Genomic DNA, 14,825 nt, shown 5'->3' on the forward strand with positions numbered 1-14,825 from the left:
GGAGATACTCTGTGGCGAACAGCAAGCAAGCTCGCAAGCGCGCCCGTCAGGCCGAGAACCGTCGCGTCCTGAAATCCGGCCAGCGCAGCATGGTCCGCACCTACATCAAGCGTGTAGTGAAAGCGATCGGCACCGGCGACCACGCCAAGGCAATGGAAGAGTTTAAGGCTATGCAGCCGGTCGTTGACCGTATTGCAGACAAAGACGTGCTGTCTAAGAAGAAAGCAGCTCGCCTGAAGAGCCGTTTGAACAAGCGTATTAAGGCACTGGCGGCGTAAGCCGGCAGGCGCCCTAAAAAACCGGCTGCGGCCGGTTTTTTTGTGTCTGGATGATTTTCTGGATAGTAGTTTTGGATAGTAGTTTTGGATAGTAGTTCTAGATGTTTTTTTGGGTGGGGTTTTCTGGATGAGTTTTTCTGGATGCGTTTTCTGGATAGTTTATGACGGCGAGTAAAACACCCAATACTGCCTCCGGTACCCGTATTGCTCCCAGCGGCCTGATGCGCTCCGGCCTTGTGGTCAGTGCCATGACCATGCTGTCGCGGGTGATGGGGCTGGCGCGAGATGTGGTGGTGGCCACCTTTTTGGGGGCAGGCAGCGGCGCCGATGCATTTTTTGTCGCGTTTAAAATCCCCAATTTTCTGCGCCGTCTGTTTGCCGAAGGTGCCTTCAATCAGGCCTTTGTGCCGGTGCTTTCGGAGTATTCCACCCAGCGCAGCCGGGAGGAAATTCGCGAGCTGTTGAATGCTACCGCTGGCAGCTTAACCGCGGTACTGGCGTTGATCACCGCCTTGGCCATGCTCTGCGCGCCGTGGCTGGTGTGGGTGTTTGCGCCTGGTTTTGGACGTGACCCTGAAAAGCTGGCGCTGACTGCTGATATGTTGCGCTTAACTTTTCCCTATTTATTGCTGATTTCGCTCACCGCGTTTTCTGGCAGCGTGCTGAATACCTGGAGCCGTTTTGCGGTCCCCGCTTTTACGCCGGTGCTGCTTAACCTTTCGCTGATTGGCGCGGCGCTGTTGTTAATGCCGCTGATGGAAGAGCCTGCCATGGCGCTGGCCTGGGGCGTGCTAATCGCCGGGGCGGCCCAGCTGGTTTTTCAGGTGCCGTTTTTATTGCGTTTGGGGCTGATGCCCACGCCCTGGCCCAACTTTGCCCACGAGGGCGTGCGGCGCATTCTGAAACTCATGGGGCCGGCGCTGTTCGGGGTCTCGGTATCGCAGATTAATCTGTTACTGGATACCGTTTTGGCGTCATTGTTGGCGGCAGGCAGCGTGTCGTGGCTTTACTACTCGGACCGTTTGGTGGAGCTGCCGCTGGGGGTTTTTGGGGTGGCGATTGGCACGGTGATTTTGCCCGCGCTGTCTAAGCGCCATGCGGAGCAGTCCAAAGAGCACTTTGCGGCGATGCTCGATTGGGCCATTCGCCTTGTATTGCTGTTAGGCTTACCCGCGGCACTCGCGCTGGCGGTGCTTGCCGAGCCGCTGTTGATCACGCTGTTTCATTACGGCGCGATGACCGACAACGATATCCAAATGGCGGCGATGAGCCTGCGAGCTTATGCTTTTGGCTTGGTGGCCTTTATGCTGATTAAAGTATTGGCACCGGGGTTTTTCGCCCGTCAAGACACCAAAACCCCGGTCAAGGTGGGCATTATCGCCATGATCGCCAATATGGTGTTTAACCTGCTGTTGATTTGGCCGCTGGCTCATGCGGGTTTAGCGCTAGCGACGGCACTTTCGGCGTTCTTAAATGCGGGCCTGCTGGGTTACCTACTGCATAAGCGGGGCGTGCTGGTGATCCAGCCCGGCTGGCAGCGCTTTTCTGTGCAGTTGGTGGGGGGGAGTGCCTTAATGTGCGCAGCACTTTATATGGTTGCCCCCGAGTGGCAGGCCTGGCTCACCTTTGGCCTTTGGCAGCGGGTAAGCTGGGTTGCCGGGCTAGTGGTGTTAGGCGGTGCGCTTTACTTTGCGTGGCTGGCAGCCCTGGGTTTGCGCTTCCGTCATTTTAAAATGCAATCGTAGCCCTGACCCTAGCGGGCGGGTTCGTTATAATCAGGGGCTTTATCGTCCTTCCAACGGCTGAGGTGCCATGCGCGTCATTCGAGGTCTGCACAACTTGAAAGCGGCTCATCGTGGCTGCGTTGCCACTATCGGCAACTTCGATGGGGTGCACCGCGGCCATCAAGCCATTCTGCAGCAGTGCCGTGAACACGCGGCGCGCTGGAGTGTACCGCTAACAGTGGTGGTGTTTGAGCCCCAACCGCGGGAGTTTTTCGCCGGTGACCAGGCGCCGCCGCGGTTAACCCGGCTGCGCGAAAAGGTGCGGCTACTGCGCGATTTCGGCGCGGAACAAGTGTTATGCCTGCCGTTCAACGATTCACTGCGCAGCCTTACCGGGCGTGAATTTATCGACCAGGTGTTGATTGAAGGGCTGGGCGTTAAGCACTTGGTCGTGGGCGACGACTTCCGCTTTGGCTGCGATCGCCGCGGCGATTTCGCGCTGCTGGCGGAGGTCGGGGGCGCACAGGAGTTTGGCGTTGAACATACCCGCACCTTCACCGTGGATAATGAGCGGGTGTCCAGTTCGCGGGTACGTACTTTGCTTGCCAGCGGTAACTTTTCCGCCGCCGCGCGTTTGCTGGGGCGCCCTTATTCGTTGCACGGCCGCGTGGTGCGCGACCAGCAGCTGGGGCGCACCATTGGCGTACCGACGGCTAACTTGCCATTGATGCCCCAGCCACTAACGCTGCGCGGCGTGTTCGCGGTGGTGGCGGAACTTGAAAATGGCGAGCGCCACCCGGCGGTGGCCAATGTCGGCTTTCGCCCTACGGTGGGGGCAAAACGGCCAACGCTAGAAGTACACCTGCTGGACTTCAAGGGCGACCTGTATGGCCAGCGGATGACGGTATACCCCTGCACACGCCTGCGGGGCGAGGTTAAGTTTGACGACCTTGACGCGCTGAAAACGCAAATTGAACATGACCAAGCCCGCGCTCGCCAGTATTTTGCGGCGATGGTGGGTAAGCATGACTATTCGCTTCCGCTAGCCTCTGCCCCGCTTGGGCGTGAGGACATGTCTTCAAATGCGGCGTCTTCAAATACGATTCCTTCTGATTCTCCCTCGGCGGGAAACCCCGCTGATGCTAACGACGGCTGACCGGACTATGGATTACAAGCACACGCTGAATTTGCCTGAAACTGATTTTCCCATGCGCGGCATGCTGCCGAAGCAAGAGCCGGGGCGCGTTTCAAAATGGCAGGATATGAACATTTACCAGCGCCTGCGTGAAGCACGCGCGGGCGCGCCGTTGTTTGTGCTGCACGATGGCCCTCCCTACGCCAACGGCAGTATTCATATTGGTCACGCCGTTAATAAAATCCTCAAAGATATTATCGTCAAGTCGAAAAACTTAGCCGGTTTCGATGCCCCCTATGTGCCGGGCTGGGACTGCCACGGTTTGCCCATTGAGCACAAAGTAGAAACCACCCACGGCAAGCACCTGGCGCCAGCACATGCCCGCGAGCTGTGCCGTGAATACGCCGGCGCGCAAATCGAAACCCAGCTGGCTGACTTTGTGCGCTTGGGCATCATCGGCGATTGGGATCACCCTTACCGCAGCATGGACTTCGCCAACGAAGCGGGTGAGATTCGTGCCCTGGCGGAGATGGTCGAAGCGGGCTATGTATTTAAAGGCTTGAAGCCGGTCAACTGGTGCTTTGATTGTGGCTCGGCGCTGGCGGAGGCCGAAGTCGAGTACGCCGATAAAAAGTCCGACGCCATCGACGTCGCTTTCCCGGTGGAAGACGCCGATAAACTGGCCGCGGCCTTTGGCCTAAGCGAGCTTGCCAAGCCTGCTGCCGTGGTCATCTGGACCACCACGCCTTGGACCATTCCGGCCAACCAGGCACTAAATGTTCACCCCGAGTTCACCTATGCGCTGGTAGATACCGGTGAGCGCCTGTTACTGCTGGCTGAAGAGCTGGTGGAAAGCTGCCTTGAGCGCTATGAGCTAACCGGTGAGGTGATCGCCACCGCAAAAGGCGAAACGCTGGATTTAATCAACTTCCGCCACCCGTTCTACGATCGCTTGTCGCCGGTCTATCTAGCCGATTACGTCGAGTCTGAAGTGGGCAGTACCGGTATTGTGCACTCGGCACCCTCTTACGGTATGGACGACTTTATCACCTGCCGTGAGCATGGCATGGAGTTCGACGACATGCTCAACCCTGTGCAGGGCAATGGCGTTTACGCCGATGACCTGCCGTTTTTCGGCGGCCAGATGATCTGGAAAGCCAACCCGCATATTGTTGAGAAACTTGGCGAAGTGGGCGCGCTGATGGCGCACAAAGTCATTACCCACAGCTATATGCACTGCTGGCGGCACAAAACCCCGGTAATCTACCGTGCCACCGCGCAGTGGTTTGTGGGCATGGATATTAAAGGTAACGACGGTAAAACCTTGCGCGAGCGTGCTCTGGAAGGCATCCAAGCAACGGCGTTTACCCCCGCTTGGGGCCAGGCGCGCCTGCATAGCATGATCGCCAATCGCCCGGACTGGTGTATCTCACGCCAGCGCAACTGGGGCGTGCCGATCCCGTTCTTCTTACACAAACAAACCGGCGAGCTGCACCCAGGCACCGTTGGGCTGATGGAAGAGGCCGCCAAACGCGTTGAGCAAGAAGGCATCGACGCCTGGTTCAAGCTCGAACCAGCAGAGCTACTGGGTGCAGAAGCGGCGGATTACGATAAGGTCACCGATACGCTGGATGTCTGGTTTGATTCCGGCACCACGCACCGCCACGTACTGCGCGGCTCGCACCCCCATGGCCACGAAACCGGCCCGCGGGCTGATCTGTACTTAGAAGGCTCTGACCAGCACCGCGGCTGGTTCCACTCGTCGCTGCTGACCGGCTCGGCGATTGACGGCCATCCGCCGTATCGCCAACTGCTGACCCACGGCTTTACCGTTGATTCCCAGGGCCGCAAGCAGTCCAAGTCGCTGGGCAACGTGGTCGCGCCGCAAGAAGTGATGGATAAACTGGGCGGCGACATTCTGCGTTTGTGGGTTGCCTCCACCGATTATTCCGGTGAAATGGCGGTCTCTGACGAGATTTTGAAGCGCACCTCCGATGTGTATCGGCGGATTCGTAACACCGCCCGCTTCCTGCTCTCGAACCTTAACGGCTTCGACCCGGAACGTAATAAAGTCGCCTTTGGCGATATGCTGGCGCTGGATCAGTGGGTGGTGGACCGCGCCTTTCAGTTGCAGGCGCGGATCGAAACCGCCTATGAAGAGTACCGTTTTCTGGATGTATACCAGCAGGTGCACGGCTTCTGCGCCCGGGAATTGGGTGGCTTCTATCTAGACGTTATCAAAGACCGCCAGTACACCACACAGACCGATTCGCTGGCGCGGCGCAGTGCGCAAACCGCGCTGTATCACGTGGTGGAAGCGCTGAGCCGCTGGATCGCGCCGATTCTCTCCTTCACTGCCGAGGAAATCCACGAGAATATCCCCGGTAAGCGCGGCGACAGTGTGCTGCTGGAGACCTACTACACTGAGCTGGGTAGCCTCGAAGACGACGCCGAGCTGGGCAGGGCTTTTTGGGAGCAGGTGCTGGAGGTCAAGCACTCGGTCAACAAGTGCCTGGAAGACGCCCGGAACGCCAAAGTCATCAAAGGCAGCCTGGCAGCCGAGGTGACGCTGTACGTAAGTGATGAGCTGAAAGCGACGCTGGCCAAGCTGGGCGATGAGCTGCGCTTTGTGATGCTGACCAGCGAAGTCACGCTTAAGCCTCTTTCTGATGCACAAGCAGGCGCTGCCGAAGGCACTGAGCTAGACAGCTTGAAAGTGGCGGTTAAAGCCAGCGACAACACCAAGTGCGAGCGCTGCTGGCACCATCGCCCTGACGTCGGAACGCATGCTGATCATGTGGATCTATGTGGCCGCTGTATCAGCAACCTCCCCGAAGGCAGCGGTGAGGTTCGCTACTATGCCTGATACAGGCGCGCGGGCGACGATGCAGCGGCCGCTGCGCTGGCTGTGGCTAGCAGTGGCGGTGATCGTGTTGGATTTGGTCACCAAGTACATAGCCAGTAGCCAGTTGAGCTATGCGCAGCCGGTCGAGGTGCTGCCGTTCTTTAACCTGACCCTGCTGCACAATACCGGCGCGGCGTTCAGCTTTTTAGCCACGCATCCCGGCTGGCAGCGCTGGTTCTTCGCCATTATTGCCATTGGCGCCAGCGTGGGCCTAACGGTCTGGCTCTCGCGCATCAAACATGACGAAAAGCTACTGGCGATAGCGCTACCGCTGATTATCGGTGGTGCCCTGGGGAATCTCTACGATCGCCTGGTACACGGCTATGTGATCGACTTTCTCTCCTTCCACGCCGCCGGGTGGTACTACCCGGCGTTTAACGTGGCGGATATCGCGATTACCCTAGGGGCGGTGGCGTTAATTTGGGAATCTATTATGGGTGAGCGGCGGCGTAAAAAGACGCACAGCGCTTCGCATTAACTGACTATTGAGAGCTGTAATGAGCGACTATTTAATCGATGACGGCATGGAAGTGACGTTGCACTTCACCTTAAAGCTTGAAGACGGCACCTTGGTGGACTCCACCAAAGACAAAGCCCCGGCCACGTTTGAATATGGTGACGGTAACCTGCCGCCCGGCTTTGAACACCCGATTAAAGGCATGGCCGCAGGTCAGGAGGGTACCTTTCAGATAACCCCTGAACACGCTTTTGGCCAGCACAACCCGCAGAATATTCAAACGCTGAAGCGTAAGGATTTTGGCGATCAAGAGGCGGAAATTGGTATGGTGATGTCGTTTGCCGATAAAGCGGGAACGGAACTGCCCGGCGTGGTCAAAACCATCGACGGTGATCGTATCGAGGTAGACTTCAATCATCCGTTATCAGGTCGTACACTGACGTTTGAAGTCGAAGTGTTAGAGGTTAAACCGGTGACTACCCATTAAGCTCAGCCCACCACCTGGCGGCAGTCGAATTCACTAAAGCAGATGCGATATCGCATCAAGGCGCTCCTATGAATTTACCCAGTACGCAGTCAACAAGTACTCAGCCAACAAGCACCCAGCCATCAGGGCCGTCACAGCCCATACAGATCAAGTTGGCTAATCCGCGCGGCTTTTGCGCCGGTGTTGATCGCGCGATCGACATCGTCAACCGCGCACTGGATGTGTTCGGTCCGCCCATTTATGTGCGCCACGAGGTCGTCCATAACCGCTTTGTGGTCGAAACGCTGCGCGCCCGTGGGGCCGTATTCGTCGAAGAGCTCGACGAAGTGCCGGATGACGTCATTGTGATTTTCTCTGCCCACGGCGTTTCCCAGGCGGTGCAAGCCGACGCTGAGCGGCGTGGCTTGAAAGTGTTTGATGCCACCTGCCCGCTGGTAACCAAAGTGCACCTGGAAGTGTTGCGCTACGCCAAGCGTGGTCAGGAATGCATCTTGATCGGCCATGAAGGCCACCCGGAAGTCGAAGGCACCATGGGGCGTTACGATACCTCCCACGGTGGGCGTATCTACTTGGTTGAAGACGAGCAAGACGTCGCTAAGCTAGAGGTGAATGATCCTTCCAAGCTGGCCTTTGTGACCCAAACCACGCTGTCGATGGATGACACCGCCAAGGTGATCGGTGCGCTGCGCGATAAGTTCGCCGAGATTCAGGGGCCGCGCAATGACGATATCTGCTACGCCACGCAAAATCGCCAGGATGCCGTGCGCGAGTTAGCCGCCCAAAGCGATCTAATGCTGGTAGTGGGTAGCCCCAACAGCTCAAATTCCAACCGCTTACAGGAACTCTCGGAGCGCATGGGCACACCCGCCTACTTGATCGATAACGCCGATCAGATCGACTCCCAGTGGCTTGAAAATGTCGCGCGTATAGGCATTACCGCGGGTGCCAGTGCCCCGGAAGTGCTGGTAAAAGGCGTCATTGCCAAGCTGCAAAGCATGGGGGCTGCGTTACCCGAAGAGCTACAAGGTCGTGAAGAAACCATCACCTTCTCTATGCCAAAAGAGCTGCGTGAAAAGGTGATTGCCAGCAGCTAAGCAATCAGCAGCGGATGCAATGCGTATGAGTTTGCGACATACTGAAACGGTATGAGCCAACTAATACAGGAGCAGCGCTGCGTGTCCTATGTTTCTCATCCCTTCTCTGGCCGTTCTTTGCTGAATGGCCAGCGCGGCTTCACCCTGATTGAGCTGATGATCGTGGTCGTCATCATCGGCATCATTGCCGCCATTGCCTACCCCAGTTATACCCGCTACGTGCAAAAATCAGTGCGAACCGATGCTCACGCGGGCCTTATGCAGGCTGCTTCGCAGCTAGAGCGCTGCTATACAAGCACTTATTCTTACGCTGGCTGTAACATTCCTGATGAGTCGCCCCACAAGAATTATGCCATTACGGTTGATACCGCTACTGGGGGTGGTTACACATTAACGGCGAGCACTGAACAGAACGACGGCTGCAGTGAGAACCTCACATTAACAGCGCGGGGCGAAAGAAAGCCGAATGGCTCAGAGGGTGGCCCGGATTGCTGGTGATTCTATGCTAAACCGCGGCTTCACGCTGATTGAGCTAATGATTACGTTGGCCATCGCGGCGATTCTCGCCACTATCGCGGTGCCGTCATTCTCCAATTTTATCGCTCGCCAGCAACTGGCAAGCGATGCGAATACAGTGTTGTCAGGACTAAATTACACCCGTAGCCAAGCGATTACACAGCGTATTGAAGTCAATTTTAAGATTGAGAAGAACGATGATAGCTGGCGCTTTAGCGTCAAGCCTGAAGACGATAACGACACCTTGGCGCAGACGAGAAATGCCGTAGGCAACAGCTCTATACAGTTGGATGCTAATATAACGGTAAAATTTGAGGGGCTTGGTAAAGCTGTAAATTGCGGTAGTAGCGATTGTGAAATCAGGCTAGACCATTCGAGGTTAGAAGATTGCCGTATCATTCTTGTTAATGGGCTAGGGCGTGTACGAAGCCTCACAAAGGATGAACGAGAACAAGAAGAGGCTTGCAGCTAATGGGGCAGTCCAGATTGCGACAGCGAGGATTTTCATTATTAGAGGCCCTAATCGCGCTTTTGGTTCTCTCCATTGGTCTCATTGGTGTAGCGGCTATGCAGTTAAAAGCATTGCAGAGTGCCACCGCTGGCTACCAACGCTCGGTGGCAAGCGTCGCCGCTGTGGATGCTCAGGAGCGGCTCTGGGCTGAGTTGGCAAAAGACGAAGTTGATAGCTGCGTAAATATCAACCTAGAAGAGTTTCAGGAACGATGGAAAGATGACTGGTTTGCCGATAGTGACTCGAAGCCTTTGCGTAATGAGAATGGTGGCGAAAGCAGCATCGAAAGAGGCCGCGGCGAAGACGAATGCCAATTTACTGTAGTGGTGGTGCTGAACAATGATGAGAATGACCAATTCGACTACACCTTCCGTCTCCCAAGGCTTGAGGCACCGCAATGAAACAGCGCCAATACGGGTTTACCCTAGTGGAGCTAATGGTCGCAATGGTCATCGGCACGGTGATTATCCTGGGCGCTGGTCAACTTTTTTTAACGACCTTTCAAACGTTTCAAACCGTTGACAAGATCAGTCGTAAACAAGAGTCATTAATTTTTGTGGTAAGTACTCTGACAGAAGCAGGTCGTAAAGGAGATATTGGAAACTACGCTATCGTTCCAGATGCGCGAAGCTCTGACAGCAGAACACGTTATTATTGTGTTTTGCAGGACGAGGTTGAAAATCAGCCTCTAGTTGATCTTGCCCAAGTTGATGACGAGAAAGCCTGCCCGGCGCTTTTTGAATCCAAAGGCGATACAGTAGTATCTCGCTTAATTACGTTGCCTATTGGTGATTGCCGAGAAGACGTGAGTGAGACGTGCGATCGAATCACCTTCACCATCAGCGAGCGGAATAAAGTAATCACACAATAAAGGCCAGCCTCATGAAGCAGCAACAAGGTGCAGCGTTAGTGATTGTTATGGCGCTTCTCTCGGGCGCGTTGATGTTAGGTATGTCAGGTATGCAGAGTGCGTTGATTGATGAGCGTTTGGCAGGTAATTATCGAGCCTCGACGCAGGCTCAGATGACATCAGACAGCATATTAGCCGCCTTAGCCAGTGATTCAAACCAGGCTTCCCGTGAAAGCTATCTTGCTGAGCGCCTTGAAATGGGTGGCGGAAAACTGCAGGGGGTTGAGCTAGCAGGAGTTTTAAGAGACCGTACGTTAAATGATTTTATTAATGATTTGCTTCCTGGCAATTTTGCAGAGCTAGAAGAGAGTGAGCAGGATGCTATAAAAAGAGATCTATTAACCAATCTAGAATTAACTTTTGAAGTTAATACACAAGATAAAACAGTCACCATCACATCACGTGATCGAGGTTTACGTAATAGTGCACTACGTGATTCATCGGTTGTTTACCGCTATAATATTGAGAAGACAGACGGCGAAGGCCTGTTAAGTGAGGGTGTCATCACCTGCTATGGCGCTAATTTGCAAGGTGGAGGAGGCGTTGCAATTGATAGTTTTGATTCTCGGAAAGGTGCCTATGGTGTTGGGAAGAATAGCGGTGGAAAGGCTTCACTGATAGCTCTCCATGAAAATAGCGATTTACTTTTTAATATGGGGAGTGCGCCAGGAGTAACAGGTGATATTTATTCTGCAGGTCGAATAGAAGTAAATAATACAATGCCTATTGATGGTAATGTCTATGCGGTTGGGGATGTATCACTTGAGGGGAACAGTGCATTAATAACAGGCAGTTTATATTCTGAGAATAATGTGTTCTTTCGGGTAGGAACACGGGTGGATGGCGATGTTTTTGCAAATAATAGTATTCAAGTGTTGGGTAATTGGGGGGGAGTAAATGCATTGCAGCCAGATGGCAGCATTAGAGCAGATACATCCTACGCAATTGGTGGCGGTGCGACATCTCCAAATATTTATACAGAGATAGGAAATAGAGTTGAAGGGGAGATAAGCAACCGAAACCCAGATGTTGATTTTGAAAGTTTTTTAAGTGAGGGGTTGAAGATTGTCAGAGAGAATGAAGCTTGTCCAGAGTACGGTTTGGGTCAGTTTTACGAAGATTACCAGTTTAGCAGTAATCCGAAAAATGTTGACGCGGTGAGTAATAATGGTCCAACAAGTTCAGATGTGCTAGGTGAATCTAAGAATGTTAACGGATTTGAAGTTTTCCACGTTAATCGCTTGAAGATAGGTGGTAATGGTCTAGTCTTAGAAGAGCCGACTATAATCATTGCGGATTCAAATGTGGCTTTAGAGCTTTGGGGTGACGCTAATGCCATTACATTACGTGATGGCGCAGCTTTACGTATAGTTTCAAAAGGAAAGGTCTCTTTGAAAGGGTCTAACGTTTTTGATATGAATGGTTTCGACCCGGTTGTTGATGTAGGTGGGAGGTCTATCCCGGCATTCTCATTTATCTCGCTATATGAAGGTACTGGTAATGCTATCGATATGGCATCCGATGGTGATATGTATGGCGAGCTGTTAGCGCCATCTGGAGGTGTAAATATTACCGGCTCAGCACGTTTAATGGGACGTGTTTTTTCAAATATACTCAATCTGAGTGGTGGTGGTTCAATACACTATGATCGAGCTTATGCTGATGTGGCAATCGGGACGATAGCTTCTAACGCACAGTGGTGTAGTTTTGCTGATATATCACCTTTAACTATCGTCAGCCCGGTGGGGCGTTTGAGTTTACCTTCTTCTCGTGCAGAGTTTAATGGTTCAGAAAAAGTGCCTGATATTACAGTTGCCACTGGCGATGCGGAAAAGTTTTCCAGCGCTAGCACTGCTAATGGGGATATAGTTGAGGGTATCCCAGGTGGTTTATTTGATCGCGGAGAAAGTGCTGAAAACTTCGATAATTTTATCGAGTTACTAAGAAATAAAGCTGATGATACCTTCAATGGCGTCAGTGGGAATAATGCTGTTTTTGGAAGTATAGGCGATGAAAAAATTACCTTCGTAAATGGCGATGTCGATGCTAATAATGTTTCTGGTGCAGGAGTTTTGGTAGTAAATGGCAACTATAATGGAGGTGGGAATCCGGCTTTCAACGGGCTAATGATTGTGCTGGGTAACTTTACTCAAAAAGGGGGTGGTGGAAGCGATTTTAATGGTGGGTTACTGATCGCTCCGTACAGCCGTAATGAAATGGAGTTTAGTCCAGCCAATATTGAATTTAGCGGTGGAGGAAGCAACGATTTTAACTATAATGAGCAGGTGCTAAGAACTGCGTTCAACTTACTGAATGAAGATGAGAAAGAAAGTTGGGGAAGTTGTGGCGTTCCTAGTGATGGATTGATTACATGGTCGTTAATTGATTGGCAATGATGTGATCCGTTCGCCACGTGCCCGAGTGCACGTTATCATAGCGGTATTTGCCGAAGAGCCTAAAACCATGAGCCAGACCGCCAAAACCCGTGTCCTTACCGGTATCACTACCACTGGCACCCCCCATCTTGGTAACTACGTGGGGGCGATTAAACCCGCTATTGAGGCGAGCCAAGACCCCAGTGTGCAGTCGTTCTATTTTATGGCGGACTACCACGCCCTGATCAAGTGCCCCGACCCCAAGCGGGTGCAGGAATCGCGCCTGGAAATTGCTGCCACGTGGCTGGCGCTGGGGCTGGATACCGACAATGCCATTTTCTATCGTCAGTCGGATATCGCGGAAATCCCCGAGCTTACCTGGATGCTCTCCTGCGTGTGTGCCAAGGGCCTGATGAACCGCGCCCATGCCTACAAAGCCGCCGTTGCAGAAAACGAAGAGGCTGAGAACCAAGACGCTGATAAAGGCATCACCATGGGGCTGTTTGGCTACCCTGTGCTGATGGCTGCAGACATTTTAATGTTCAATGCCAACAAGGTGCCGGTAGGGCGCGACCAAATTCAGCATATCGAAATGGCCCGCGATATTGCCGGGCGCTTTAACCACCTTTACAAAGGCCAGCACTTTGTTCTCCCTGAGGCGGTGGTAGACGACAAGATACAGCTGCTGAACGGCTTGGACGGTCGGAAGATGTCCAAAAGCTACGACAATACGATTCCGCTGTTTGCCCCCGAGAAAAAGCTACAGAAGCTGGTACGTAAGATTAAGACTAACTCCCTGGAGCCTGGTGAGCCGAAGGACCCCGACACCTGCACGCTGTTCCAAATTTATTCAGCCTTTGCCGCCGCAGAAGAGACCGCGAGTTTACGCGAGCAGTATGCCAACGGCATTGGCTGGGGCGATGCTAAAAATCAGGTATTTGCATACTTGAATGCTCACTTGAGCGCCCCCCGTGAACGCTACAATGCACTGATGCAAGACCCCGCTCATATTGAAGCGGTGCTGCAAAAAGGTGCTGAACGGGCGCGGGAAGAGGCGGCAGTGAGAATGGATCGTTTGCGCTCAGCGGTTGGCTTGGGGCGGTTCGTTTAAACCCCGAGTCTTGGCAATGCCAGTAGCAACACGTCTGTAATGAAACAGCTGTAATAACGAAGCCTCTTCCGCCGGAAGGGGCTTCGCTGGTTTTGGGCGTGCGGCAGAAGCAGGCTAATGTTCTATAGTGCGTGTCACACAGGTCAAGCACGTTCACCTTTTTGACAACCGCTTGGCGATAGCAAAGCACCGACAAAGGAAATACGTAATGCGATCGACGTACCGACATCAGGTATTTACCGAGTGTGCTTTGATTGTATTAACGTTGATGGTTGTTGCGTTAGTGCTTTGGCAGCTTGTTGGCCTGCTGGTGTTAATTTTTGGGGCAGTGGTAGGCGCCTGTGTGTTGCAAACGTGCATGACACCGCTTTTAAGGCGAGGCGTGCCACGTTGGTTAGCGCTTTTAACGGTGTTAATTGTGTTAACCCTGACGCTAGCCTTAGTTAGCTGGGCATTTGGCGCGCAGGTGTCTGCTGAGCTGGAATCGCTAACTACCTTGATACCCGATGCGTGGCAACAGCTGCAGGAACGCTTGGAAGGAACACAGCTAGCGCCATTGTTTAATAATGCCGCCGAGCGGGCAGCTAGCCTGTTAGGCAACGGTATTTCTCAGGTCGGGATGGTCGTGGTCTCGATGGGAGGCAGTATCGTCAGCTTCTTCGCGCTTATTGTCGGTATGGTTTATTTTGCTGCACAGCCTGGCCTTTATCGCCGTGGTTTATTGCTACTGGCGCCGATTAAAAACCGGCCACGTTTGGCTGAGGCGCTGGATGAAAGCGGCAAGGCGCTGCGGTTTTGGCTGGGTGGGCAGTTGGTCGCTATGGTGGTAACCGGGCTATTAGTGGGGGTGAGCATGTGGCTGTTAGGCGTGCCAGCCCCGCTGGGCTTGGGGCTGATTGCTGGCCTACTGGACTTTGTGCCCTTGGTGGGTCCGCTCATCGCCGCTATCCCGGCGCTGTTACTTGCCTTCACGGTAAGTCCTCAAACCACGCTGTTGGTACTGATCGTGTATACGATTATTCAGCAAATAGAGGGCAATATTTTGCAACCGCTGGTACAGCAGCGCGCCGTTCACCTGCCTCCGGCGCTGCTGCTATTTTCGCTGTTTGCGGCAAGCACGCTGTTTGGCGTGGCCGGGTTAATATTGGCCGCGCCGCTAACGGTGGTGGTGTTTGTATTGGTTAACCGCCTTTACGTCACCCGCGAAGAAGAAACGCAGTAGCTAGATCAAAACGTAATAAACACCGCAATATAAATAATTGTACGATCTTTAGTGCCAGGGTTAAGCTTGTGTGCATTATTCACGCTGGTTAAGACGCCTA

At 53.6% G+C, this 14,825-nt stretch carries 14 protein-coding genes; all 14 read left to right on the forward strand.

The genetic code is table 11. The features are described 5' to 3' along the window. Nucleotides 1–11 precede the first annotated feature (11 nt). The 14 genes from rpsT (at nucleotide 12) to HVA01_RS01860 (ending at nucleotide 14,725) form a co-directional block, all read left to right on the forward strand. Complete coding sequence (gene rpsT, locus HVA01_RS01795; RefSeq protein WP_146872809.1) at nucleotides 12–278, forward strand: 30S ribosomal protein S20; 267 nt, start codon at nucleotides 12–14, stop codon at nucleotides 276–278. 161 nt (nucleotides 279–439) lie between these two features. After that, nucleotides 440–2,023, forward strand: a complete 1,584-nt coding sequence (gene murJ, locus HVA01_RS01800; RefSeq protein ID WP_170243453.1) for a murein biosynthesis integral membrane protein MurJ — start codon at nucleotides 440–442, stop codon at nucleotides 2,021–2,023. A gap of 67 nt (nucleotides 2,024–2,090) precedes the next feature. Continuing rightward, complete coding sequence (gene ribF / locus HVA01_RS01805; protein WP_146872810.1) at nucleotides 2,091–3,158, forward strand: bifunctional riboflavin kinase/FAD synthetase; 1,068 nt, start codon at nucleotides 2,091–2,093, stop codon at nucleotides 3,156–3,158. Continuing rightward, nucleotides 3,142–6,003 (forward strand): isoleucine--tRNA ligase, encoded by a 2,862-nt coding sequence (ileS, locus tag HVA01_RS01810; protein WP_146872811.1) that lies wholly within the window; start codon nucleotides 3,142–3,144, stop codon nucleotides 6,001–6,003. Before ribF ends, ileS begins: the two co-directional genes overlap by 17 nt. Continuing rightward, the gene (gene lspA, locus HVA01_RS01815; RefSeq protein WP_246129382.1) at nucleotides 5,996–6,520 is read left to right on the forward strand and encodes a signal peptidase II; all 525 of its coding nucleotides are present in this window, start codon (nucleotides 5,996–5,998) and stop codon (nucleotides 6,518–6,520) included. Before ileS ends, lspA begins: the two co-directional genes overlap by 8 nt. A gap of 19 nt (nucleotides 6,521–6,539) precedes the next feature. Next, a complete protein-coding gene (fkpB, locus tag HVA01_RS01820; RefSeq protein ID WP_146872812.1) occupies nucleotides 6,540–6,986 on the forward strand; it encodes an FKBP-type peptidyl-prolyl cis-trans isomerase in 447 nt (148 codons plus the stop codon). A gap of 68 nt (nucleotides 6,987–7,054) precedes the next feature. After that, nucleotides 7,055–8,080: a 4-hydroxy-3-methylbut-2-enyl diphosphate reductase gene (gene ispH, locus HVA01_RS01825; RefSeq protein WP_246129385.1), complete on the forward strand. Its 1,026-nt coding sequence runs from the start codon at nucleotides 7,055–7,057 to the stop codon at nucleotides 8,078–8,080. Between the two features lie 81 nt (nucleotides 8,081–8,161). Further along, nucleotides 8,162–8,578, forward strand: a complete 417-nt coding sequence (locus tag HVA01_RS01830; RefSeq protein ID WP_281288457.1) for a type IV pilin protein — start codon at nucleotides 8,162–8,164, stop codon at nucleotides 8,576–8,578. Beyond that, entirely contained in the window at nucleotides 8,547–9,068 is a 522-nt protein-coding gene (locus HVA01_RS01835) for a GspH/FimT family pseudopilin (protein ID WP_146872814.1), read from the forward strand. The genes HVA01_RS01830 and HVA01_RS01835 overlap by 32 nt, the downstream gene beginning before the upstream one ends. Further along, the gene (gene pilV / locus HVA01_RS01840; protein WP_146872815.1) at nucleotides 9,068–9,508 is read left to right on the forward strand and encodes a type IV pilus modification protein PilV; all 441 of its coding nucleotides are present in this window, start codon (nucleotides 9,068–9,070) and stop codon (nucleotides 9,506–9,508) included. The genes HVA01_RS01835 and pilV overlap by 1 nt, the downstream gene beginning before the upstream one ends. Then, the gene (locus tag HVA01_RS01845; RefSeq protein WP_146872816.1) at nucleotides 9,505–9,978 is read left to right on the forward strand and encodes a PilW family protein; all 474 of its coding nucleotides are present in this window, start codon (nucleotides 9,505–9,507) and stop codon (nucleotides 9,976–9,978) included. The genes pilV and HVA01_RS01845 overlap by 4 nt, the downstream gene beginning before the upstream one ends. Nucleotides 9,979–9,989: 11 nt before the next feature. Then, nucleotides 9,990–12,413, forward strand: coding sequence for a hypothetical protein (locus tag HVA01_RS01850; protein ID WP_146872817.1), 2,424 nt, complete (start codon nucleotides 9,990–9,992; stop codon nucleotides 12,411–12,413). A 67-nt stretch (nucleotides 12,414–12,480) separates the two neighbouring features. Next, a complete protein-coding gene (locus tag HVA01_RS01855) occupies nucleotides 12,481–13,503 on the forward strand; it encodes a tryptophan--tRNA ligase (protein WP_146872818.1) in 1,023 nt (340 codons plus the stop codon). Nucleotides 13,504–13,711: 208 nt separating this feature from the next. Then, on the forward strand, nucleotides 13,712–14,725 hold the full coding sequence (locus HVA01_RS01860) for an AI-2E family transporter (RefSeq protein ID WP_146872819.1): 1,014 nt from the start codon (nucleotides 13,712–13,714) through the stop codon (nucleotides 14,723–14,725). The last annotated feature ends 100 nt before the right edge of the window (nucleotides 14,726–14,825 follow it).

Origin of the sequence: Halovibrio variabilis (assembly GCF_007991175.1) — a bacterium.
Taxonomy (GTDB): Bacteria; Pseudomonadota; Gammaproteobacteria; order Pseudomonadales; family Halomonadaceae; genus Vreelandella; species Vreelandella variabilis.

What these genes read in the sequence shown, in the direction of transcription:
- HVA01_RS01845 (WP_146872816.1), top strand. Translation starts at nt 9,505, where the DNA reads ATGAAACAGCGCCAATACGGGTTTACCCTAGTGGAGCTAATGGTCGCA.
- ribF (WP_146872810.1), top strand. Translation starts at nt 2,091, where the DNA reads ATGCGCGTCATTCGAGGTCTGCACAACTTGAAAGCGGCTCATCGTGGC.
- HVA01_RS01860 (WP_146872819.1), top strand. Translation starts at nt 13,712, where the DNA reads ATGCGATCGACGTACCGACATCAGGTATTTACCGAGTGTGCTTTGATT.
- murJ (WP_170243453.1), top strand. Translation starts at nt 440, where the DNA reads ATGACGGCGAGTAAAACACCCAATACTGCCTCCGGTACCCGTATTGCT.
- pilV (WP_146872815.1), top strand. Translation starts at nt 9,068, where the DNA reads ATGGGGCAGTCCAGATTGCGACAGCGAGGATTTTCATTATTAGAGGCC.
- HVA01_RS01835 (WP_146872814.1), top strand. Translation starts at nt 8,547, where the DNA reads ATGGCTCAGAGGGTGGCCCGGATTGCTGGTGATTCTATGCTAAACCGC.
- lspA (WP_246129382.1), top strand. Translation starts at nt 5,996, where the DNA reads ATGCCTGATACAGGCGCGCGGGCGACGATGCAGCGGCCGCTGCGCTGG.
- HVA01_RS01855 (WP_146872818.1), top strand. Translation starts at nt 12,481, where the DNA reads ATGAGCCAGACCGCCAAAACCCGTGTCCTTACCGGTATCACTACCACT.
- ispH (WP_246129385.1), top strand. Translation starts at nt 7,055, where the DNA reads ATGAATTTACCCAGTACGCAGTCAACAAGTACTCAGCCAACAAGCACC.
- HVA01_RS01850 (WP_146872817.1), top strand. Translation starts at nt 9,990, where the DNA reads ATGAAGCAGCAACAAGGTGCAGCGTTAGTGATTGTTATGGCGCTTCTC.
- fkpB (WP_146872812.1), top strand. Translation starts at nt 6,540, where the DNA reads ATGAGCGACTATTTAATCGATGACGGCATGGAAGTGACGTTGCACTTC.
- ileS (WP_146872811.1), top strand. Translation starts at nt 3,142, where the DNA reads ATGCTAACGACGGCTGACCGGACTATGGATTACAAGCACACGCTGAAT.